General features: G+C 34.9%; 20 protein-coding genes. 2 read left to right on the top strand and 18 right to left on the bottom strand.

Annotated elements, in window-relative coordinates; all coding sequences use genetic code 11:
* Nucleotides 1–269 precede the first annotated feature (269 nt).
* Nucleotides 270–656: a CvfD/Ygs/GSP13 family RNA-binding post-transcriptional regulator gene (locus FC81_RS02630; protein ID WP_057742753.1), complete on the bottom strand. Its 387-nt coding sequence runs from the start codon at nucleotides 654–656 to the stop codon at nucleotides 270–272.
* Between the two features lie 25 nt (nucleotides 657–681).
* The gene (locus FC81_RS02625) at nucleotides 682–1,263 is read right to left on the bottom strand and encodes a peptidylprolyl isomerase (RefSeq protein WP_187327403.1); all 582 of its coding nucleotides are present in this window, start codon (nucleotides 1,261–1,263) and stop codon (nucleotides 682–684) included.
* Nucleotides 1,264–1,393: 130 nt separating this feature from the next.
* Between FC81_RS02625 and FC81_RS02620 the strand changes: the two genes are divergently transcribed.
* A complete protein-coding gene (locus tag FC81_RS02620) occupies nucleotides 1,394–2,404 on the top strand; it encodes an NAD(P)/FAD-dependent oxidoreductase (RefSeq protein ID WP_057742751.1) in 1,011 nt (336 codons plus the stop codon).
* 34 nt (nucleotides 2,405–2,438) lie between these two features.
* Nucleotides 2,439–3,086, top strand: coding sequence for a VTT domain-containing protein (locus FC81_RS02615; protein WP_057742749.1), 648 nt, complete (start codon nucleotides 2,439–2,441; stop codon nucleotides 3,084–3,086).
* A gap of 239 nt (nucleotides 3,087–3,325) precedes the next feature.
* Here FC81_RS02615 and FC81_RS02610 read toward each other — a convergent pair whose 3' ends face one another.
* The 16 genes from FC81_RS02610 to rbsK form a co-directional block, all read right to left on the bottom strand.
* Nucleotides 3,326–3,961, bottom strand: coding sequence for a TIGR01906 family membrane protein (locus FC81_RS02610; RefSeq protein WP_057742747.1), 636 nt, complete (start codon nucleotides 3,959–3,961; stop codon nucleotides 3,326–3,328).
* A gap of 2 nt (nucleotides 3,962–3,963) precedes the next feature.
* On the bottom strand, nucleotides 3,964–4,734 hold the full coding sequence (locus tag FC81_RS02605; protein WP_057742745.1) for a TIGR01457 family HAD-type hydrolase: 771 nt from the start codon (nucleotides 4,732–4,734) through the stop codon (nucleotides 3,964–3,966).
* A gap of 16 nt (nucleotides 4,735–4,750) precedes the next feature.
* Nucleotides 4,751–5,377, bottom strand: a complete 627-nt coding sequence (locus FC81_RS02600) for a YutD family protein (protein WP_057742743.1) — start codon at nucleotides 5,375–5,377, stop codon at nucleotides 4,751–4,753.
* A gap of 30 nt (nucleotides 5,378–5,407) precedes the next feature.
* Complete coding sequence (locus tag FC81_RS02595) at nucleotides 5,408–6,787, bottom strand: bifunctional metallophosphatase/5'-nucleotidase (protein ID WP_057742758.1); 1,380 nt, start codon at nucleotides 6,785–6,787, stop codon at nucleotides 5,408–5,410.
* Between the two features lie 25 nt (nucleotides 6,788–6,812).
* Nucleotides 6,813–7,412, bottom strand: coding sequence for a metallophosphoesterase (locus FC81_RS02590; protein WP_057742756.1), 600 nt, complete (start codon nucleotides 7,410–7,412; stop codon nucleotides 6,813–6,815).
* Nucleotides 7,413–7,522: 110 nt separating this feature from the next.
* Complete coding sequence (locus FC81_RS02585; RefSeq protein WP_057742741.1) at nucleotides 7,523–8,890, bottom strand: amino acid permease; 1,368 nt, start codon at nucleotides 8,888–8,890, stop codon at nucleotides 7,523–7,525.
* Between the two features lie 443 nt (nucleotides 8,891–9,333).
* Complete coding sequence (locus FC81_RS02580; protein ID WP_057742740.1) at nucleotides 9,334–10,542, bottom strand: acetate/propionate family kinase; 1,209 nt, start codon at nucleotides 10,540–10,542, stop codon at nucleotides 9,334–9,336.
* Between the two features lie 19 nt (nucleotides 10,543–10,561).
* Complete coding sequence (locus tag FC81_RS02575) at nucleotides 10,562–11,572, bottom strand: class I SAM-dependent methyltransferase (RefSeq protein WP_057742738.1); 1,011 nt, start codon at nucleotides 11,570–11,572, stop codon at nucleotides 10,562–10,564.
* Between the two features lie 52 nt (nucleotides 11,573–11,624).
* Complete coding sequence (locus FC81_RS02570) at nucleotides 11,625–11,954, bottom strand: hypothetical protein (protein ID WP_057742736.1); 330 nt, start codon at nucleotides 11,952–11,954, stop codon at nucleotides 11,625–11,627.
* Nucleotides 11,951–12,403: a ComGF family competence protein gene (locus FC81_RS02565; protein ID WP_162254808.1), complete on the bottom strand. Its 453-nt coding sequence runs from the start codon at nucleotides 12,401–12,403 to the stop codon at nucleotides 11,951–11,953. Before FC81_RS02565 ends, FC81_RS02570 begins: the two co-directional genes overlap by 4 nt.
* Nucleotides 12,378–12,671, bottom strand: coding sequence for a hypothetical protein (locus tag FC81_RS02560; protein ID WP_057742732.1), 294 nt, complete (start codon nucleotides 12,669–12,671; stop codon nucleotides 12,378–12,380). The genes FC81_RS02565 and FC81_RS02560 overlap by 26 nt, the downstream gene beginning before the upstream one ends.
* Nucleotides 12,658–13,089, bottom strand: a complete 432-nt coding sequence (locus tag FC81_RS02555) for a hypothetical protein (RefSeq protein WP_057742730.1) — start codon at nucleotides 13,087–13,089, stop codon at nucleotides 12,658–12,660. The genes FC81_RS02560 and FC81_RS02555 overlap by 14 nt, the downstream gene beginning before the upstream one ends.
* Nucleotides 13,073–13,387: a competence type IV pilus major pilin ComGC gene (comGC, locus tag FC81_RS02550; protein ID WP_057742728.1), complete on the bottom strand. Its 315-nt coding sequence runs from the start codon at nucleotides 13,385–13,387 to the stop codon at nucleotides 13,073–13,075. The genes FC81_RS02555 and comGC overlap by 17 nt, the downstream gene beginning before the upstream one ends.
* Complete coding sequence (locus FC81_RS02545; RefSeq protein WP_057742726.1) at nucleotides 13,384–14,457, bottom strand: type II secretion system F family protein; 1,074 nt, start codon at nucleotides 14,455–14,457, stop codon at nucleotides 13,384–13,386. Before FC81_RS02545 ends, comGC begins: the two co-directional genes overlap by 4 nt.
* A complete protein-coding gene (gene comGA, locus FC81_RS02540; protein WP_057742724.1) occupies nucleotides 14,393–15,379 on the bottom strand; it encodes a competence type IV pilus ATPase ComGA in 987 nt (328 codons plus the stop codon). Before comGA ends, FC81_RS02545 begins: the two co-directional genes overlap by 65 nt.
* A gap of 343 nt (nucleotides 15,380–15,722) precedes the next feature.
* Nucleotides 15,723–16,643, bottom strand: a complete 921-nt coding sequence (rbsK, locus tag FC81_RS02535; protein WP_057742723.1) for a ribokinase — start codon at nucleotides 16,641–16,643, stop codon at nucleotides 15,723–15,725.
* Nucleotides 16,644–16,705: the final 62 nt, after the last annotated feature.

Genomic DNA, 16,705 nt, shown 5'->3' with positions numbered 1-16,705 from the left:
GGAGACCCTACACATTTGATTTGTCGAAACTTTGTTCAGTTTTCAAAGATCTACTTTTTTAACACAACTCCTAAATTATAATTTACTATCATTTAAAAGTCAACTACTTTATTTTTTTATCTGAATTACTAATGAATCTTTCGATCTCCGAAATAACATCTTGGATAAGAATCAAGCGTTATAAGAGTAACTCAGAAACTGTCTTAGCATTCGCACCGACAAGAAATATCTTACCAATATATTCAACTTTGGTCAAGCTTTTTTTTGACTTATTTCTTAATATCAGCTAAACCTTCTGCAATCCAAGTATCTAAGCGTTGTGCTATAGGCTCAAATCCTGTTTCAACATGTCTGCTAGTCCAAAAATGTTTATGTTCACATCTGACCTTATAATCGATCTTTTCCAGCTTACTACCTTTTTTTTCTAAACATCTTAAAGACAGACTTATTTTTTGAGTATATTCATCGATATCAATTATCTTAACTTTGATTCTTTGATTAACTTTAAGATAATTATTTATATCTTCAACAAACCCATGCCTGCACTCAGAAATATGGATCAATCCCTGCGTATTATCTTTTAATGTCACAAAAGCTCCATATGGTTGAATCCCGGTCACCCTTCCTTCAACAACCATCCCTATTCTATATTCCATTTATTTCTCCTTAATAAAAGTAACCTTAATCGATAGTAATACTTTTTATCTCAACCTCATCAATGGGTTTATCATTAAAGTCAGTTTTTACCTTAGCCAGCTTATCAATTGTTTCCCAACCATCTATCATTTGTCCAAAAACTGTGTGATGATGATCTAGCCAAGGAGTCCCGCCTTTTTTATACATCTCTACTACTTCTTCGGGATAACCTGCATCCTGCATCTGTTCCACCATTTGAGCGGGAAGGTTTTTATTTTGAACAATAAAGAACTGACTTCCGTTTGTATTAGGACCAGCATTAGCCATTGAGAGGGCACCTCTAAAGTTAAAAAGGTTGTTTGAAAATTCATCTTCGAAAGGTGTCTTCCAAATGCTTTCTCCACCCATCCCAGTCCCGGTCGGATCGCCACCTTGAAGCATAAAATCTGCAATAATCCGATGAAAAATACCGTTATTATAATAACCTTTTTCAGCTAACTTAATAAAGTTCTCAACTGTTTTCGGAGCTTCTTGTGGGAATAGAGCAAGTGTAAAACTGCCATAATTTGTTTTAATTATTGCCTTAGGTCCTTCATTGTTTTCTAAATTTAATTGTGGAAACATCATCTTAATTCCTCCTTAATAACTTCTACTCTTCTTATTCTATCTAAAAAGTAATTATTTTGCCAATTTAATTTATTTTATTGAACAATTATGCTAATGTAGCCTAGTGTAAACAATTGAAAGGAGCATTTTAATGTCAAACCAAAACTACTATGATATAACAGTCATCGGTGGTGGACCAGTTGGACTTTTCACTGCTACATATGCACGCATGCATAAAGCAAATGTTCAAATTATCGAGAGTCTTGCCCAACTTGGGGGTCAGGCCAATGCCTTATTCCCAACTAAAAAGATCTATGATGTCCCAGGCTTTTGTTCAATAACAGCGTCAACTCTAATTGACCATCTTACTGAACAAACTAACATGTTCTCACCAGATATTTATTTAAATGAAACAGTTAAAAATATAACAAAAACTCCCAGAGGGTTCTGTCTAAAAACATCTAAGCGGCTTACCTATTCACATGCAATTATTATCGCAACAGGAATTGGTTCATTTCAACCTCGACGACTTGCAGTTACTGACGCATATAATCTCGAAGGAAAACAGCTACGCTATTTTGTCCAAGATCCTAATGAGTTTTCAGGTAAAGATGTCGTTATAGCTGGTGGCGGAGATTCTGCCATTGATTGGGCATTAGAGCTCGAGAAAAAAGTTGCTTCTTTGCATATTGTTCACCGCAGGACCCAATTTCGTGCACTTGAAGCAAACGTTGCTAGCTTGTTACAAACAAAGACCGTTTTTAATACCCCCTACTTAATTGATGACGTAAAGAAATGTGGCACTGCTAAAATCGCCATTGATTTAAAAAAGGTTCGTAGTGATGAACATCATGTACTTACTGCAGATTATCTACTAGTTAACTATGGGTTTATTTCAGATAATAAGATCCTGAACTCCTGGAATTTAAAAACTGACCATAATCTTATTACGGTCACACCTGATATGCAGACCTCAATCCCTGGGATTTTTGCAGCTGGCGATACTATTACTTATCCAGGGCGTAGTAACCTGATTGCAACTGGTTTTGGTGAAGCCCCAATTGCTGTTAATAGCGCAATGCGCTATGTTTATCCGGATACTCGTCAGCCAATCCACAGTACCCAGTTAATGAAACATTTTCTTGCTGGTAAGAAGAAGTAAAAGGTACTATGTTTAATCAATAAGGAGTTTACGTATGAGTTTTCTAATAGATTTTATTTTACACATTGATGCACATCTAGTTACAATTGTTAATACCTTCGGTGACTGGACCTATCTCATTTTGTTTTTAGTTATTTTTATTGAAACTGGTGCTGTCATTATGCCATTTCTTCCTGGTGATTCATTACTTTTTGCAGCTTCTGCACTTGCAGCCAACCCAGAATACCATTTAAATATCTGGCTTTTTGCATTTTTATTTTGGCTTGCCCCGCTTCTTGGTGATTCACTAAATTTCTTTATCGGTCATAAAATCGGCTCTACGATTAATGATAACTCCTTTTTAGGTAGATTTATAAAAAAAGAAGATCTCGAAAAAACCGAGAAGTTTTTTGAAAAGCACGGTGGTCTTGCAATTTCACTGGCACGTTTTATGCCGATTATCCGGACTATGTCGCCCTTCGTTGCAGGTGGCAGCGGGATTCATTATCGTAAGTTCATCCGTTACAATTTTTTGGGAGCAACAGCATGGATGATACTCTGTTGTAGTGCCGGCTATTATTTTGGAAACTTTCCCGTTGTTAAAAAACACTTTTCACTGATTATCATTGGTATCATTGTTGTCTCGCTCATCCCAGCTATTACCGCAGGATTAAAAAAACACTTTGCTTCAAAAACAAGGTAATTTTTACACTATCATTTTCACTTATTCCTAGTGATCTTATTAAATCTAAGCAACTAAAAACAAAAGGTACTAGATCAAAGCTTAACTTTGATCTAGTACCTTTTGTTTTTATCTAAATATATTCAGAATATTATTTTTCAATCCGACCTCAGATTATTGGCAATCAACAACACTATCTATTTTAGAGTTAATATACAATTACCATATTATCTTTCTTTCACTCAGCATCCACTCATCAATTATATTTTTCTTCTCAAACTTCTATATCCCCCCCAAATGCCTACTGTGAGGAACAGTTCAACTAGTAGAAAAAAAGCTCCAAAACATGCCATAAAAAACGTATCTGGCAAAGCGTTTATAATTGGATCTAACTTTGGATCAAAGAGCCAATTGTTATTTCTAAACAATAACCTATGAAAAGCAACAAAAAAAGTATTGAATTGGAGAACCATTACAGCTGCTACCACAAAGAAAAGTGCCATTCCAGCTTTAAAAGGCCTAATCATATGCCACAACTTCTTTTCGCGTTTCATCTTCAGTAAAAAAACTATACTAACTGGTAGTGTAGCTATAAAAAGAAGATGGTTAAGCAGAAAAAGCCTTTTTACGTCTTGAAAGTGACTTAGTCCGTTGTACGACATCTCAAGTGAAAGTTTAAGTTGGTCTACCCATGGGAAATTTAAAAATGCAAGCAAATGGTAATATTCATACATTAACTGTTTATTGCTTAAACCAACACTTTTACCCAAGTTATCCTGATAAACAAAGAAATGATACAGCGGCGTAAAGCCTATTGTTAAGATGACACTTAGTGAAATTAAACATATAAAGAGACAACTCCACTTAAAGGCCTTAAAAAATACCCCTTTGATCATTACTAGAGGCTCCATTCATCCAGGGAGTTAACTTCATAGGTTGGTTTGATATCTTTTTGACTGACCTGCTTAGGAGTTGAAACACCAGTGTAGACTATTAGTGTATCCGTTCCTAAATTAATTCCTGCCGAAATATCAGTCATGTAATTATCGCCCACCATAATGACCTCATCTTTTTGTAAGTTTAATTTTGCTAAGGCTTTTTCCATAATAATTGCTTCTGGTTTGCCCACATAGGTTGCTTTTTGTTGCGTTGCACATTCCACCAATGCAATGATCGAACCTGCTCCAGGTACTAGACCTCTTTCGTTCGGTAAATTAGTATCTGCATTAGTTCCAATAAACTTAGCACCACGCTTAATGGCTAAGGTCGCTAATTCAAATTTATGATACGTAACGTCATAATCCAGCCCAACTACTACATAAGCTGGGTTTTTTTCTTCAAAGTAAAAACCTTTATCCGTTAACGCTTTTTTTAAACCGAATTCGCCTATTGTATAAACAGACTTCTTGCCCTTAGCTAGTCCAGCTAAATAATCTGCCGTCGCAAGTGCCGTTGTATAAACATTTTCACGCGTAACATGGATATCAAAATTGTTAGCCAAATTATCAACTACTGCTTGGGGCTCTTGCGTACTGTTATTAGTGACAAACAAAAAAGGAATCTTTTTATCTTGTAGTTTTTCAATAAACCTTTTAGCCGCGGGAATCTTTTCTTTTCCGCGATACATCGTACCATCTAAATCAATTAAATATCCTTTATAATTTCGCATTTTCGACCCTCATTTACTATTTTTTATTTTTCTGTCTGATTGTAAAGCGCTTTTTCTTAATACTTTTATTTCGGAGCGGTTTATTATTAGTAACCTGTTTTTTAACTTGTTTCTTATGGATCTCAAATCGCTTTTCTTCAGAATTATGTTTCTTTTTAACGCTTTTTTTATTATTATTCTTTTTAACAAAACTTCTTTTCTTTTCAGAGTGCTTACTTACAGACCGCTTATGCAGCTTTTTTTTATCATTTGTAGGCCGTACAGCCTTTTGAACATCTAAATTATGTAAAATAAAGTATGCACAACCAAAATTGCAATATTCATATAGATAATCATCTAAATGTGCTATATTTTGTGAAGGAAAACCACGATTATTATCATCAGCATAAAAGCCATGCAACCTTAACTGATCATAACCCCAATCACCTACGATATAATCATATTTAGTCAGAATTTGACTAAAGCGCTCCTTTAATTTCTCAATTTCAAAACCATTACGAACATTCTTTACTAATATATACGGATGTCCGTCAATCGTTAACTCTAGTTCATTCTTCATTTTAATATCACTTGCGTAAGCCTTCAGTGTTTCTGCTTTCTTTGCTAATTGTGCTTCACGCCGTTCTTTTTTCTCACTATTCATGGATAATCTCCTTAAAAATATTACCTCTTATTATACAGGATATTTAGTTTCAAAGTAATCCCCGACAACATCTCTTAAAAAGCGATCTCCCAAATATTTAGGATGTCCTACGATCTCAAGTGTCGGGAAAAATGGACAATAAATAAAATTATCAACTGTTGCAAACTCATAGTCAGCACCAGGATCTAAAACCTGACCGTGCCAACTAACACTTTTACTTAAAGGGTCAAAATCAATTCCATCATACACGAGTTCACCAAAAACTTTTCCGCGAAAACCATTTCCCTTAACCATCGCATGTCGTAAATGATTTCGATTCTTTTCCATTTCACGAATCAAGCGCCACAGGTTATAACCGTTCAACCTGATTTTTACTATTCGCATTGGATGGGGAAGAATATGATGTAGATCATACGCAGTTAGTTTTCCTTGATGAAGGTCATCCAAAAAAAGTCCACCATTCAAGATTGAGGCTTCTGTCTGGGTTACAAATTGAATAGCTTTGAGACTAACATTCATCAATGGTGATCGCTTTATCCATGAACCTGGATAATCCTTCGGTAGAAGTGCAATTTTATTTTTTCGCAATAACTCTTCACCCGTTTTTTGATATTGTTGAATCTCAACTGTGTCACCTGAACTTTCAGGCAAATCAGCTGTCATAATAACTTTAGCACTTTTTGCAATAATTTTGTGCTGCGCTATATCTAGTGTAACTTGGCCAATATAACGTCCCCATTTTCCGGCTGCACAAAGAAGGGTTTGACCTACTACTTCCCCCTGCTCTAACAAGTGATGTGTATGACTCCCTAATATAATATCAAATTCAGGATATTTATTAGCGATTGCTCGATCCACATCAATGCCCAGATGTGACATTAGTACTAGAATATCTACCTTGGAACGTAATTCTTTCACTAAAGCTGGAAGAACATCATCAACTGGTAAAGGAATCCAATCATTCATGCGGTAAGTAGCTTCAAAAGGAGCTGTACATGCAAGCAATCCCACCTTAGTTCCTTTACTGGTCGTGATAATCTTATTTGTCTGAACCCACTCGGAACGTGTTCGTGTTCGACCATTAAGAATATTATCTAAAATAACAGGAAAAGTTGCCTCTTTGTACATTTCATCTAATTGTTCGTGCGAATTTCCAATTCCTTCGTTATTCCCGATCGTAACCGCATCATAATCAATCGTGTTCATTAACTCAATATTTATTTTACCATTAGTGGCTTCACTTAACGGATGAACTCTATCCATGGCATCGCCTAAATCCACTGTAATAACTGTCTCTCCCTGGTGCTGCAGCTGTTTACGCGTCCCAATAAGATAGCGTCTTATTTTAGGCCAGTTTTCAAAATGTGAATGAATATCGTTTGTGTGTAATAATGTGATTTTTTCATTCATTCTAATCGTCTTCTTTCTAATCTTTTCACTTTTGAAAATCATATTTTTTGGCTTCTAGTATTTTTAAAATATCTTCCGTACTAAAGGGCGCCCCAAAAGCAACTTTTCTGTCTAAGTACGCACTTTCAGGTGTGTCCACACCAACGTTAATATTATAAGTAGTATTAAGACTATAATTATGAACATGTCCATGCAGATTAATACTATTCTTAGATATCCCTAATAGCAGCGGGTAATGTGTTAAAAAGAATTGGTAGTGATTAAACTTTATGATACATCCAATATCATGCAAGATAAACTTTTCTTTCCCATTAGCAAGTAGGTAATTGTTTTTCTCCAAAAATTTGAAAAAAGCCCGCGTATCATGATTTCCTTTGACAATATGTATTTGGCCATTTAGAAGACGCAAGACTTTCATTAATTTAGTAAAGCCATTTTTATTTGAATTAACCATTCCTACATCACCCAATAGATAGACGACATCTTTAGCTGAAACTGTTCTATTCCAGTGGCTGATAATATCTTGATTCATTTCAGAAGCACTTAAATAATCTCGCTGTGCAAAAGACATATTATGTGCTAATTTTTCGTCAAAAAAGTGTGTATCTGCTGTAAAAAAAAGCATTTTTACCATCCCCACCTTCTGATAGAACGTTAACTGCTGTTCAATCTCCTACATAACATTCTACAAAAAAAGATGGTAAGTTTAAACTAATCAACTTACCATCCTTTACTTTATTTTACTCGACGTACAGTAGCTTTTATCAAGAATAAAAATGCTAACCATACTATTGAAGCTATCAATGCAGCTAAAGTAGTTTTATCCAAACACATTATTGCTGCGACAAAAATCAAAAACGCAAGTACTAAGTAATCCCCCCAAGGAAATAAGGGCATCTTAAACTGATTTTGCTGCAAATCCTGCTTGTTCTTTTGCTGTTGTTTTTTAAATTTTAAATGCGCAAGAATAATCATTCCCCAGATAAATAAAAAGCACGTCGTAGCGACACTCGAAATAAACGCAAATAAAGCTGTATTTGGAATAACAAAATTAGCAATTACAGCCACTGTAATTACCAGTGCAGAAAAAATGATTCCGTTAGCTGGCACTTGCCGCCGCGATAACTTGCTGAGCCACTTTGAAAATGAAGTCTTACTTTTATAGTTTAGCGAAAAAAGCATTCTGCCTGTACTAAACAAAGAACTATTACAGGCTGATGCAGCCGCAGTTAAAACAACAAAGTTGATAATTCCAGCAGCGGCTGTAATCCCAATATTCTCAAAAACTTGAACAAAAGGGCTCTGTGCAGCAGAAATATTTTTCCAAGGATAAATACTCATTAGGGCTAAGAGGGACCCTACATAAAAAATAATAACCCGTGTCGGTATTTCATTGATCGCCTTAGGGATAACTTTAGTCGGGTTTTCCGTCTCAGAAGCAGTCACGCCAATCAATTCGATTCCAATGAAACCAAAGGTAACCATCTGAAAAGAGAGTAAAAAGCCCTTTATTCCTTTTGGAAATAGTCCACCATAATTAAATAAATTACCAAGACTCGCTTTTCCAATAGGTGTTTTAAAACCAACAATGACAAGTAAAATTCCGACAACTATTAATGCGATAATAGCAACAATCTTAATCAAAGCAAACCAAAATTCTGTTTCACCAAATAAGCCTACTGTAATTAAATTAAGAATTAACAAAACCGCAACAATAATTAACCCCGGCAACCACTGAGGAATATTAGGGAACCAATACTTCACATATAATCCAGTCGCCGTAACATCTGCCATTGCAATTGTTATCCAACATATCCAATATGTCCATCCAGTCATAAAACCTATCTTCTCACCCAGATATGTATCAATAAAATCAATAAAAGAATTTTTCTTAAGATCTGACAGAAGTAACTCCCCCATTGCACGCATCAACAGAAAACAAATAGTTCCTGTAATCAAATATGCTAATACAATCGATGGTCCTGCCAAATGAATCGACTTCCCAGCTCCAAGAAATAAGCCTGTCCCAATCGTTCCGCCTAAAGCTATTAACTGAACATGTCGACTCTTTAACGCTCTTGAAAATTCTCGCTTTGCAGCCATTAAAAAACTCCTAACTAATATTACCTAAATATTTGTGTGCTACTTGTCTAACTAATAACACACAATTAATAGTTTAAACTAATTATTAATTGAAGTAAAACTCAACCAGTTCATTTTACAATGATTTATACTCATCTTAAATATTGAGTAAACTATTACACCAACTATCAGAAGTTAAATATTGATTTAAAATATGAAGATTGCCATCATTTAACTATCTTGGTTTGTGCTCAAAACAAATATATAGCATTCCTAAAATCCAGTACTACCTGTTGTATCTTTAGTTACAAAAGTATTACTTTTAGAGGTTATTCTTAAATTACAAAGATAAGTTAAGAGACCACATCAAAAATAGTTTTTGACGTAGTCTCTTCGTAAAAAATGTTTAATAATACTTTTTTATTTTCTCTTTTCAGTATTAAACTTTTGGAGGAATTAACCTTTTAACTACTGATCTTATTCTGACTTTCACTATATAACTTAACAACATCTTCAGCTATCATCAACTCTTCGTTAGTTGGAATAGTCCAGACCTCGACTTGAGAATTGATCGTACTAATTTTAGTTTCCTTATTTTTTTCTTCATTTAGCTTATCACTAATGGCTACACCAAAGATGCCCAACTTATCACAAATCAGCTGCCGGATATAAGGAATATTTTCACCTATTCCGCCGGTAAAGACTACTGCATCTAAGCGTCCAAGTTCAGTTGCATATGCTCCGATATACTTTATGATCCGATTTACAAAAACTTTTAATGCAAGATCTGCACGATCATTATCTTGGTGAACAGCCATAACTTCTCTCATATCAGATGAGACACCTGAAAGACCTAAGATCCCTGATTTATTATTTAGCATCTGTAAAACATCTTTAGATGCTACACCTAACTTTTCCTCTAGATAAATTAACAGCGATGGATCAACATCACCTGATCTCGTCTGCATTGCTATTCCAGAAACTGGTGAAAATCCCATGCTAGTATCTAATGACCGCCCTCCATGAATGGCACACACTGACGCACCTGAACCAAGATGGAGAATAATAACATTTGTGGACTTTTCCTCATGTTGGCTAACTTCCAAAAAGCGTTGTAAAACATACCGGTAACTTATTCCATGCGCTCCAAACTTTTGAATATGAAACTTCTCATAATATTCATATGGTATTGCGTAAATAATATTTTCTTCAGGAAGAGTTTGATGAAAACCGGTATCGAAAACAGCGACACTCATAGCATTAGGTAGTTCTTTTCTAAAAGCCTTAATTGCCAAAATATTAGCAGGGTTATGCAACGGCGCGAATTCAACCAAATTTTCCATTTCCTTTAAAACACTATCTGTAATAATTACAGATTTAGCGAAATGATTAGCACCATTAACAAATCTATGGCCAACACCCTTTATTTCATCTAAGCGCTCCACTACTTTATATTCTGTTAGAATTTTCAATAGCTTATCAACAGCTTGCTGGTGATTCCTAATCATCAATTCTTCGCTAAAATTATTTTGTTTAGTACTGATTTCTAATCGTGCATCTTTAAAACCAATTCGCTCAATCTGTCCTCTAGCAATTGTTTCTGCTTGAGGCATCTGAAACAACTTCCATTTTAGTGTAGAACTTCCGGCATTCACCGCTAAAACTTTAAGCATTCTCTCTTATCCCCAATAACTAATCTAAATTTTTATCAGCCCAACTATTAATACGTCCTAAAAAATTGGTAAACTCATCTTCCGCCTTTAATGATGGAAAAGTACCAATTAAAACTTGTTGGACCTGCTTGGCACCGCCACCATGTTTTTGTAAAAATAAAAGTGCTTTTCCATAATTTTTATTGGAAAAAAATTCATCTGGTAAATCAAGCATACCTTGAAAATATGCTTGTTTTCGAATTACACTTAATAGTTTCTGTGTTTCCTTGGTCTCAAATAATCCTCGTGGAACAACAAAGAAGGCATATCCACCCGGAACAAGTTGTTGCAAAGACTGCTCAATCAGTAAATGATGAACATAAGAATGTCCTTCCTCAGAATGTGTCTCAAAATTAACGACTTTTTTATCTACAGGATAATAGCCAACCGGTAAATCACTAACAACAATATCGACCTTAGGTATTACCAAATTATCGATAGCGTCCTGATGAATAAACTCGGCTGATATTTTCTGTAACCGTGCACTCATACTTGCAACTGCCAGCAAAGTATCATCATTATCTATCCCATAGAGTTTTGTCGGTTGGTAACCATGTAACTTTAGTTTGTTAAAAACACTGCTTAATAAATTACCTGTACCAACACTAATATCAAGAAGCTTATACTCCTTGTCTTTAGACAGAAATTTTTCCATAACATACTCAATTAAAAAGCCAATCATGTCCGGTGTCATTTGATGATTTGCTTGTATCTTATCTATTTGGTTAGCTTTTAAAAGCGCAAATTGGATAATTTGACGCATTTCATCAGTAGGCATTGTCTGATTAGTCAGCTGCTGATAAAGCTCCATCAATTTAGATCTAATATCTGGAGACGGTTTCCCATTTTCTATTAAAAGCTGACCGCCCTCAATAAGATTATCGCCCGTTTCAATTATTGCATCTAAGTAAGAGACATCTAAATCTTTTTGAAGAAGATCTACTGCTTGTTCAAATTTTTCATAATTCTGTTTCATTGTTTCTAATGTCATTAGACCACCTCAAGTATTAAATTACTTGTTCCAGTTTAACGATTCTTCCCTGTTATTTCAAGTCTTGATCCTTTTCTAGTACCTCTTTACTATCATATTTCACTAATGTTTGTAATTCCACCATCTGGCGGTTATTTATCTTTACAAAAAATTTATTCTCTTTTTTAGTAACACTCCCCCGATTAAAATACATAACTTCATTATTACTAATCCCATTAGCTAAAGCTAAATTCCGCATGGTACGTGCTATATTATAATTTTTCATATTTTGATAACCTAACAACTGTTCATGATAATATAGTAGTTGAGCACTAAAAATAAGTCCTAGTACACTAACCCCCATTATCCCAGCATATAGTAGATGTCCACTATTTTTCTTCACTCTTCCATCTTCCTTTTAGGCATAACGACATGACAGACATAATCACGCTCTCTCATTCTGACTTTCATTGTTAAAGTTGCATCTTTATATTCGGTTGTAAAAAAACTGACATCGTATAGTAATGGTACATAACCAGCCTCAACTCCTGTCATTCTAATTACATCATTTTTATAATATAAGCGATAAGTCTTCTCTTTAGTTGGGCTGTAAAATCTAACTAGGTTTTTCCCTGCTACATATTCTAATCCCAAATCATCTGAACTAACCAGATCAACAAATTGTGTCCACTCAAATTCATCACTTCTTTGGCTCTGCCTTATTGCAATATTTGAGCTTTTTATCGCCACTCCCAAAATACTAAATGCGATTACAGTTACTATGAGTGCACTTATCGTCTCAACTAATGTAAAGCTTGCTAGTTTATCAGTCTTTTTTAATTTTAACTTCAAGTGTGCCATAGCGGGTTTTAGCAGAAACTTTATTTTGAAGATGTCCCCTTTCATTTTGAACCAGCACCTTCTTTTCATTATCAAGTAGCATCTTCTTGCTAAGATTAACCATTTGTTCACTTGCCGTATATTCTATAAACGCCTTTTGCCTTCTTTGAACAAAGTAGTGTTCATTTTCAAAAAATAATATGACCATTGCACTAATTAACAGTAAGCCAACCATCGCTTCCATCAGTGAGTAGGCATTCCTTCGTTTATTGTGTAACATGATATTTCCCCCAGCCTAATTGAACTAGAATATAATATGGCTTACCTTGCAAGCTCGAATCCACAATAATAGTTCTACCGCTGATACTTCCTGTATCATTAACTTTTATAAGTTCATAACGTCTGATACTCAGTGTCCTGGGTAACTTTACTATAACTTTAATATTATTTCTCTCGTTAAAAATAACTCGATCGTGTTTAAACTCAATTGTATAAACCTTATTGAACTTAGCTGAAGAAATTATTTCCCTTGTCCAGGTTTGCTTAAACGACTGCCAAAATATTTTTTCTTGCAGGTTACTAATCGAATTATCTAAGGGCTTAATCGTTAATAGTAAAACAAATGTGCTTAAAGCTAGTACTACCACCATTTCAATTAGTGAAAAAGCTGCTAACTTACCTCTATTTTTCCACTTCAACTTTAATTTTAGCCTTTTTCGCCTCATTATATTGCTTTTCATTTAGATATCCGCTTCCCTTTAAGTCCTCCAACGTAACAACTTCTTTATCTGTTTCATTTCGATAAAGATCCGCTTGTGTTTGAACAACATCTCCCAATGCTTGATTTCCAACTCCACGCGCATTGTCACGCTGCTTCCCAATATTAGGCAATATTATTAGAATAAGTAAACTTATTATAAACATCACAATAGACATTTCAATTAAAGTAAAACCTGACCATTGTTTTCTTGCACCAAGTAATTCACTCTTTTTCATTGGTACATCCCTCCTAAATTATTGTAGAGCGGCATAAGAATACTCAGATACATCAAAATAATTATCACAGCAATTACTAAAAACATTAATGGTTGGACATAGTTAATTAACCGATCGATCTTACGGATTAATTTCTCATAAGTTATCTCTGAAAAAAAGAGTAATTCAGAACTCAATTCTGCCAGTGTACCTCCTTTACCCATAAAAAGCGTCATTTCAGTCGGGATAAAATCATATTTTGAAATAAAATAAGTATAATCATTTCCAGTAAGTAGATTCCGTTTCAACTCCTGTCCAAACTGCGCCATCAAGGAATTATCGTCAAAGCTAACTAAGAAATCACAGATCTCCTTAATATCAAGTCCACTTTTTAAGAGTAATCCAAAATTAAAAGTAATATAATAATGACAATAATACTGATATGCTACTCCAAAAACCGGCAAATGGCAGTACCATTCTTGGCGTGCTAAAATAGTTTTTTTAATTAACTTTTCTCTTACCTGTAAAAGATAAATCGTTAAAAGTATAACTAACGTTCCTATGCTTAGTAAATACACATAGTTATGCCTAGCAACATTATTTAGATTTTGTAAATCTTGAAACTTGATCAGTTCAGGTCTTAGCCATACTTGGATAGCCACCATTAAGCCTCCCAACATTATAAATAACATTACTGGATACATTAGAACTGCTCTCAGTTTATCCGTTTGCTCAATCCTTCTTTCCAGAAAGCGTCCTACCTGTTTAATACTTTCACTCATCTTTCCATGCTTCTCGGCAATGTATATCTGGTTAAAAACACTCTCTTTTACATACGGTTTAAGTGCCGTACTTAAAGTTTCACCATCCAAAAGTTTATTATGAACATTATTTAAAATATCACTATATTCTGGTAAAAAAATCATAACATCCAGCAAAGCTTGCTGTAGTGAAAAACCGGCATTCAACAAATCGGCTAATGTTTTAAAAAATAATCCTTGTTTCCGTTTACCTAAACTTGGTTTTCTACCCTTTAAGATATTTGTGCAAAGTTTCTTCTGAAATCCACTTATTGTAAAAACACTTTTCAAGCTTTTTCCTCCATTCTGGTGTCATTTGACGCACAGTAACCTTTTCTAGCTTGTCCCAAGGAATTTCACTAACCCCTAATTCTTCAAACAAAGCTTTAATTCTTCCTTCCCTAGTTGGCAGCAGTCGCTGGTAAACTATTATTTGTAATGTTTGTTGTAAATCAGTTGGTGACACACCTAAATCTAGTAAACGTCTCACAACTCCCCAAGCGTTTTGAGCATGAACCGTACTTAAGATTAAATGTCCGCTCAAGGCTGCGGTTATAACAATTTGGGCTGTTTCTGGATCTCTGATTTCACCCACTATAAAAACATCAGGACGATGCCGTAAGGAAGCTTTGATCAATTCTGCATATGACATCTTTGCTTTTTCATTTACTTGAACTTGTAAAAAAGCAGGTTCATAAATTTCGACTGGATCTTCAATGCACATTACCTGTCCTTTTTCTAAAGATCGTACTAAGTTATACATTGTCGAAGTTTTACCTGAACCAACTGGCCCAGAAAAAAGAATTAAACCTTTTTGAGCACAAGCAGCTTGCATTCTTTGTAATTGTTCTGGGAAAAAATAACTTTCATTTACATTTGTTTCTTGATAAATTAAGCGAATAACTAACGATTCGTGTCCTAAAAAATCCCCAATACTAGAAAAACGTCCAAAAACTTTTTTGTTATCCTTATCTTCCAATAAATATGCGCCAACTTGAGGTCTTCGATGTTCACTTAGGGCCATATCTGCTTTAAATTTTAAATAATTTATTATCTGTAACCCATATGCCAATGGAAGCTGCGCTACCTCTCTAGCAACTCCCATAATATTAAATTTAAGTACATACTGTCCTTCTTTAGGTAAAAATAGGATATCACTTGCTCTTCTTCTAATTGCTTTCTGAAGTATTTCATCCACTTGATCTTTAAACATACTTTTCCCCCTTCCTATCACTTAGATACGCAATAGACTTAGTAATATACGGGTAAATCACTAGCTAAACTATTTGAAATCTTGCTAAATCTTTACAGGCTAGTCCGCTATAAAGACCAAAGAACCCTAGTTTTTCACAAAAATAGACTAGGTCAAGAAATCACTTTGACCTAGTCTATTAATTTGGTTATACAAAATATCACTTATATATCTAGCTTATTACTTGTTATTTGTTATTTCTAACCCAATCACTGTCAAGTCAGCTACAACTTGATCCCATTAGCAAATTGTCGTAAATAATAACATTTGTTTACTATATACGTACAGTCTTAAATATTAGAAGCTACTTAGCTAAAATTTCTTTTTCAGTTGGGATCGAAGGAATTGCCCCTAACTTTTGAACTGTCAATGATGAAGCTTTTGTCGCATAACGAACTGCTTGCGCCATATTTTCAAAATTATTTTGGAGCTTAGCCGCCAGACACCCAATAAAAGTGTCACCTGCTCCGGTTGTATCCACTGCTTTTACTTTATAAGCAGCAACAGCTTCTTCTTGACCAGTTTGAGTCAAATAATATGATCCTTCACTTCCTAAGGTCAACAGCACATGCTTGACCCCTTGCATTCTAAGTTTTTCTGCTGCTTGGTGGGCATCCTGTTTGTTGACTACATGAATATCTGTTAACATTTCAGCTTCAACTTCATTTGGTGTCACCAAATCAGTTAACGCCAATAATTCATCTGGGACTTTTAAAGCAGGGGCCGGATTTAAAATAGTTTGGACAGCTGCTTGACGTGCAATTTTAAAAGCCTCGATTATTCTAGGAAGTGGTACCTCAAATTGTGCAACAATAACATCCGCACTTTCTATTAGTTCTTGAGCTGCTTCAATATCCTCACTTTGAATAGAAGCATTAGCTCCACTGTTAACCAGAATGCTATTTTCACCTGACTGTTGCAGTAAGATGTATGCTTGCCCCGTTGCATGGCTTGGATCAATTTTGATGTGTTCAACATTAATGCTATTTTCTTTTAACAACGCACACATCTGTTTGCCATACTGGTCGTCTCCAACTCGACCGATAAAATGAACTTCAGCGTTACTACGTGCTGCTGCTACAGCCTGGTTGGCGCCCTTACCTCCACCTGCAGTTTCAAATTTTTGAACCTTCATGGTTTCTCCCGGTTTAGGAAGACGCGTAAGCTGCAAAATGATATCCATATTAATACTTCCTAAAATAACAATCTTTTTTCTTTTTTGCATCGTCCTTCTTCCTTCTTTCTTTTTCTATTTACCGTATCACAAAAGTAATATCAGCTCAATTA

Source organism: Liquorilactobacillus capillatus DSM 19910, from assembly GCF_001434915.1.
Classification (GTDB): Bacteria; Bacillota; Bacilli; order Lactobacillales; family Lactobacillaceae; genus Liquorilactobacillus; species Liquorilactobacillus capillatus.
The sequence above is the reverse complement of the archived record's forward strand: the minus strand, read 5'-3'. Positions and strand labels throughout refer to the sequence as shown.

Bases quoted from the DNA above. Each gene is read 5' to 3' on its own strand.
- FC81_RS02630 (WP_057742753.1), bottom strand. From the start codon at position 656: ATGGAATATAGAATAGGGATGGTTGTTGAAGGAAGGGTGACCGGGATT.
- FC81_RS02625 (WP_187327403.1), bottom strand. From the start codon at position 1,263: ATGATGTTTCCACAATTAAATTTAGAAAACAATGAAGGACCTAAGGCA.
- FC81_RS02620 (WP_057742751.1), top strand. From the start codon at position 1,394: ATGTCAAACCAAAACTACTATGATATAACAGTCATCGGTGGTGGACCA.
- FC81_RS02615 (WP_057742749.1), top strand. From the start codon at position 2,439: ATGAGTTTTCTAATAGATTTTATTTTACACATTGATGCACATCTAGTT.
- FC81_RS02610 (WP_057742747.1), bottom strand. From the start codon at position 3,961: ATGATCAAAGGGGTATTTTTTAAGGCCTTTAAGTGGAGTTGTCTCTTT.
- FC81_RS02605 (WP_057742745.1), bottom strand. From the start codon at position 4,734: ATGCGAAATTATAAAGGATATTTAATTGATTTAGATGGTACGATGTAT.
- FC81_RS02600 (WP_057742743.1), bottom strand. From the start codon at position 5,377: ATGAATAGTGAGAAAAAAGAACGGCGTGAAGCACAATTAGCAAAGAAA.
- FC81_RS02595 (WP_057742758.1), bottom strand. From the start codon at position 6,787: ATGAATGAAAAAATCACATTATTACACACAAACGATATTCATTCACAT.
- FC81_RS02590 (WP_057742756.1), bottom strand. From the start codon at position 7,412: ATGCTTTTTTTTACAGCAGATACACACTTTTTTGACGAAAAATTAGCA.
- FC81_RS02585 (WP_057742741.1), bottom strand. From the start codon at position 8,890: ATGGCTGCAAAGCGAGAATTTTCAAGAGCGTTAAAGAGTCGACATGTT.
- FC81_RS02580 (WP_057742740.1), bottom strand. From the start codon at position 10,542: ATGCTTAAAGTTTTAGCGGTGAATGCCGGAAGTTCTACACTAAAATGG.
- FC81_RS02575 (WP_057742738.1), bottom strand. From the start codon at position 11,572: ATGACATTAGAAACAATGAAACAGAATTATGAAAAATTTGAACAAGCA.
- FC81_RS02560 (WP_057742732.1), bottom strand. From the start codon at position 12,671: ATGTTACACAATAAACGAAGGAATGCCTACTCACTGATGGAAGCGATG.
- comGC (WP_057742728.1), bottom strand. From the start codon at position 13,387: ATGAAAAAGAGTGAATTACTTGGTGCAAGAAAACAATGGTCAGGTTTT.
- comGA (WP_057742724.1), bottom strand. From the start codon at position 15,379: ATGTTTAAAGATCAAGTGGATGAAATACTTCAGAAAGCAATTAGAAGA.
- rbsK (WP_057742723.1), bottom strand. From the start codon at position 16,643: ATGCAAAAAAGAAAAAAGATTGTTATTTTAGGAAGTATTAATATGGAT.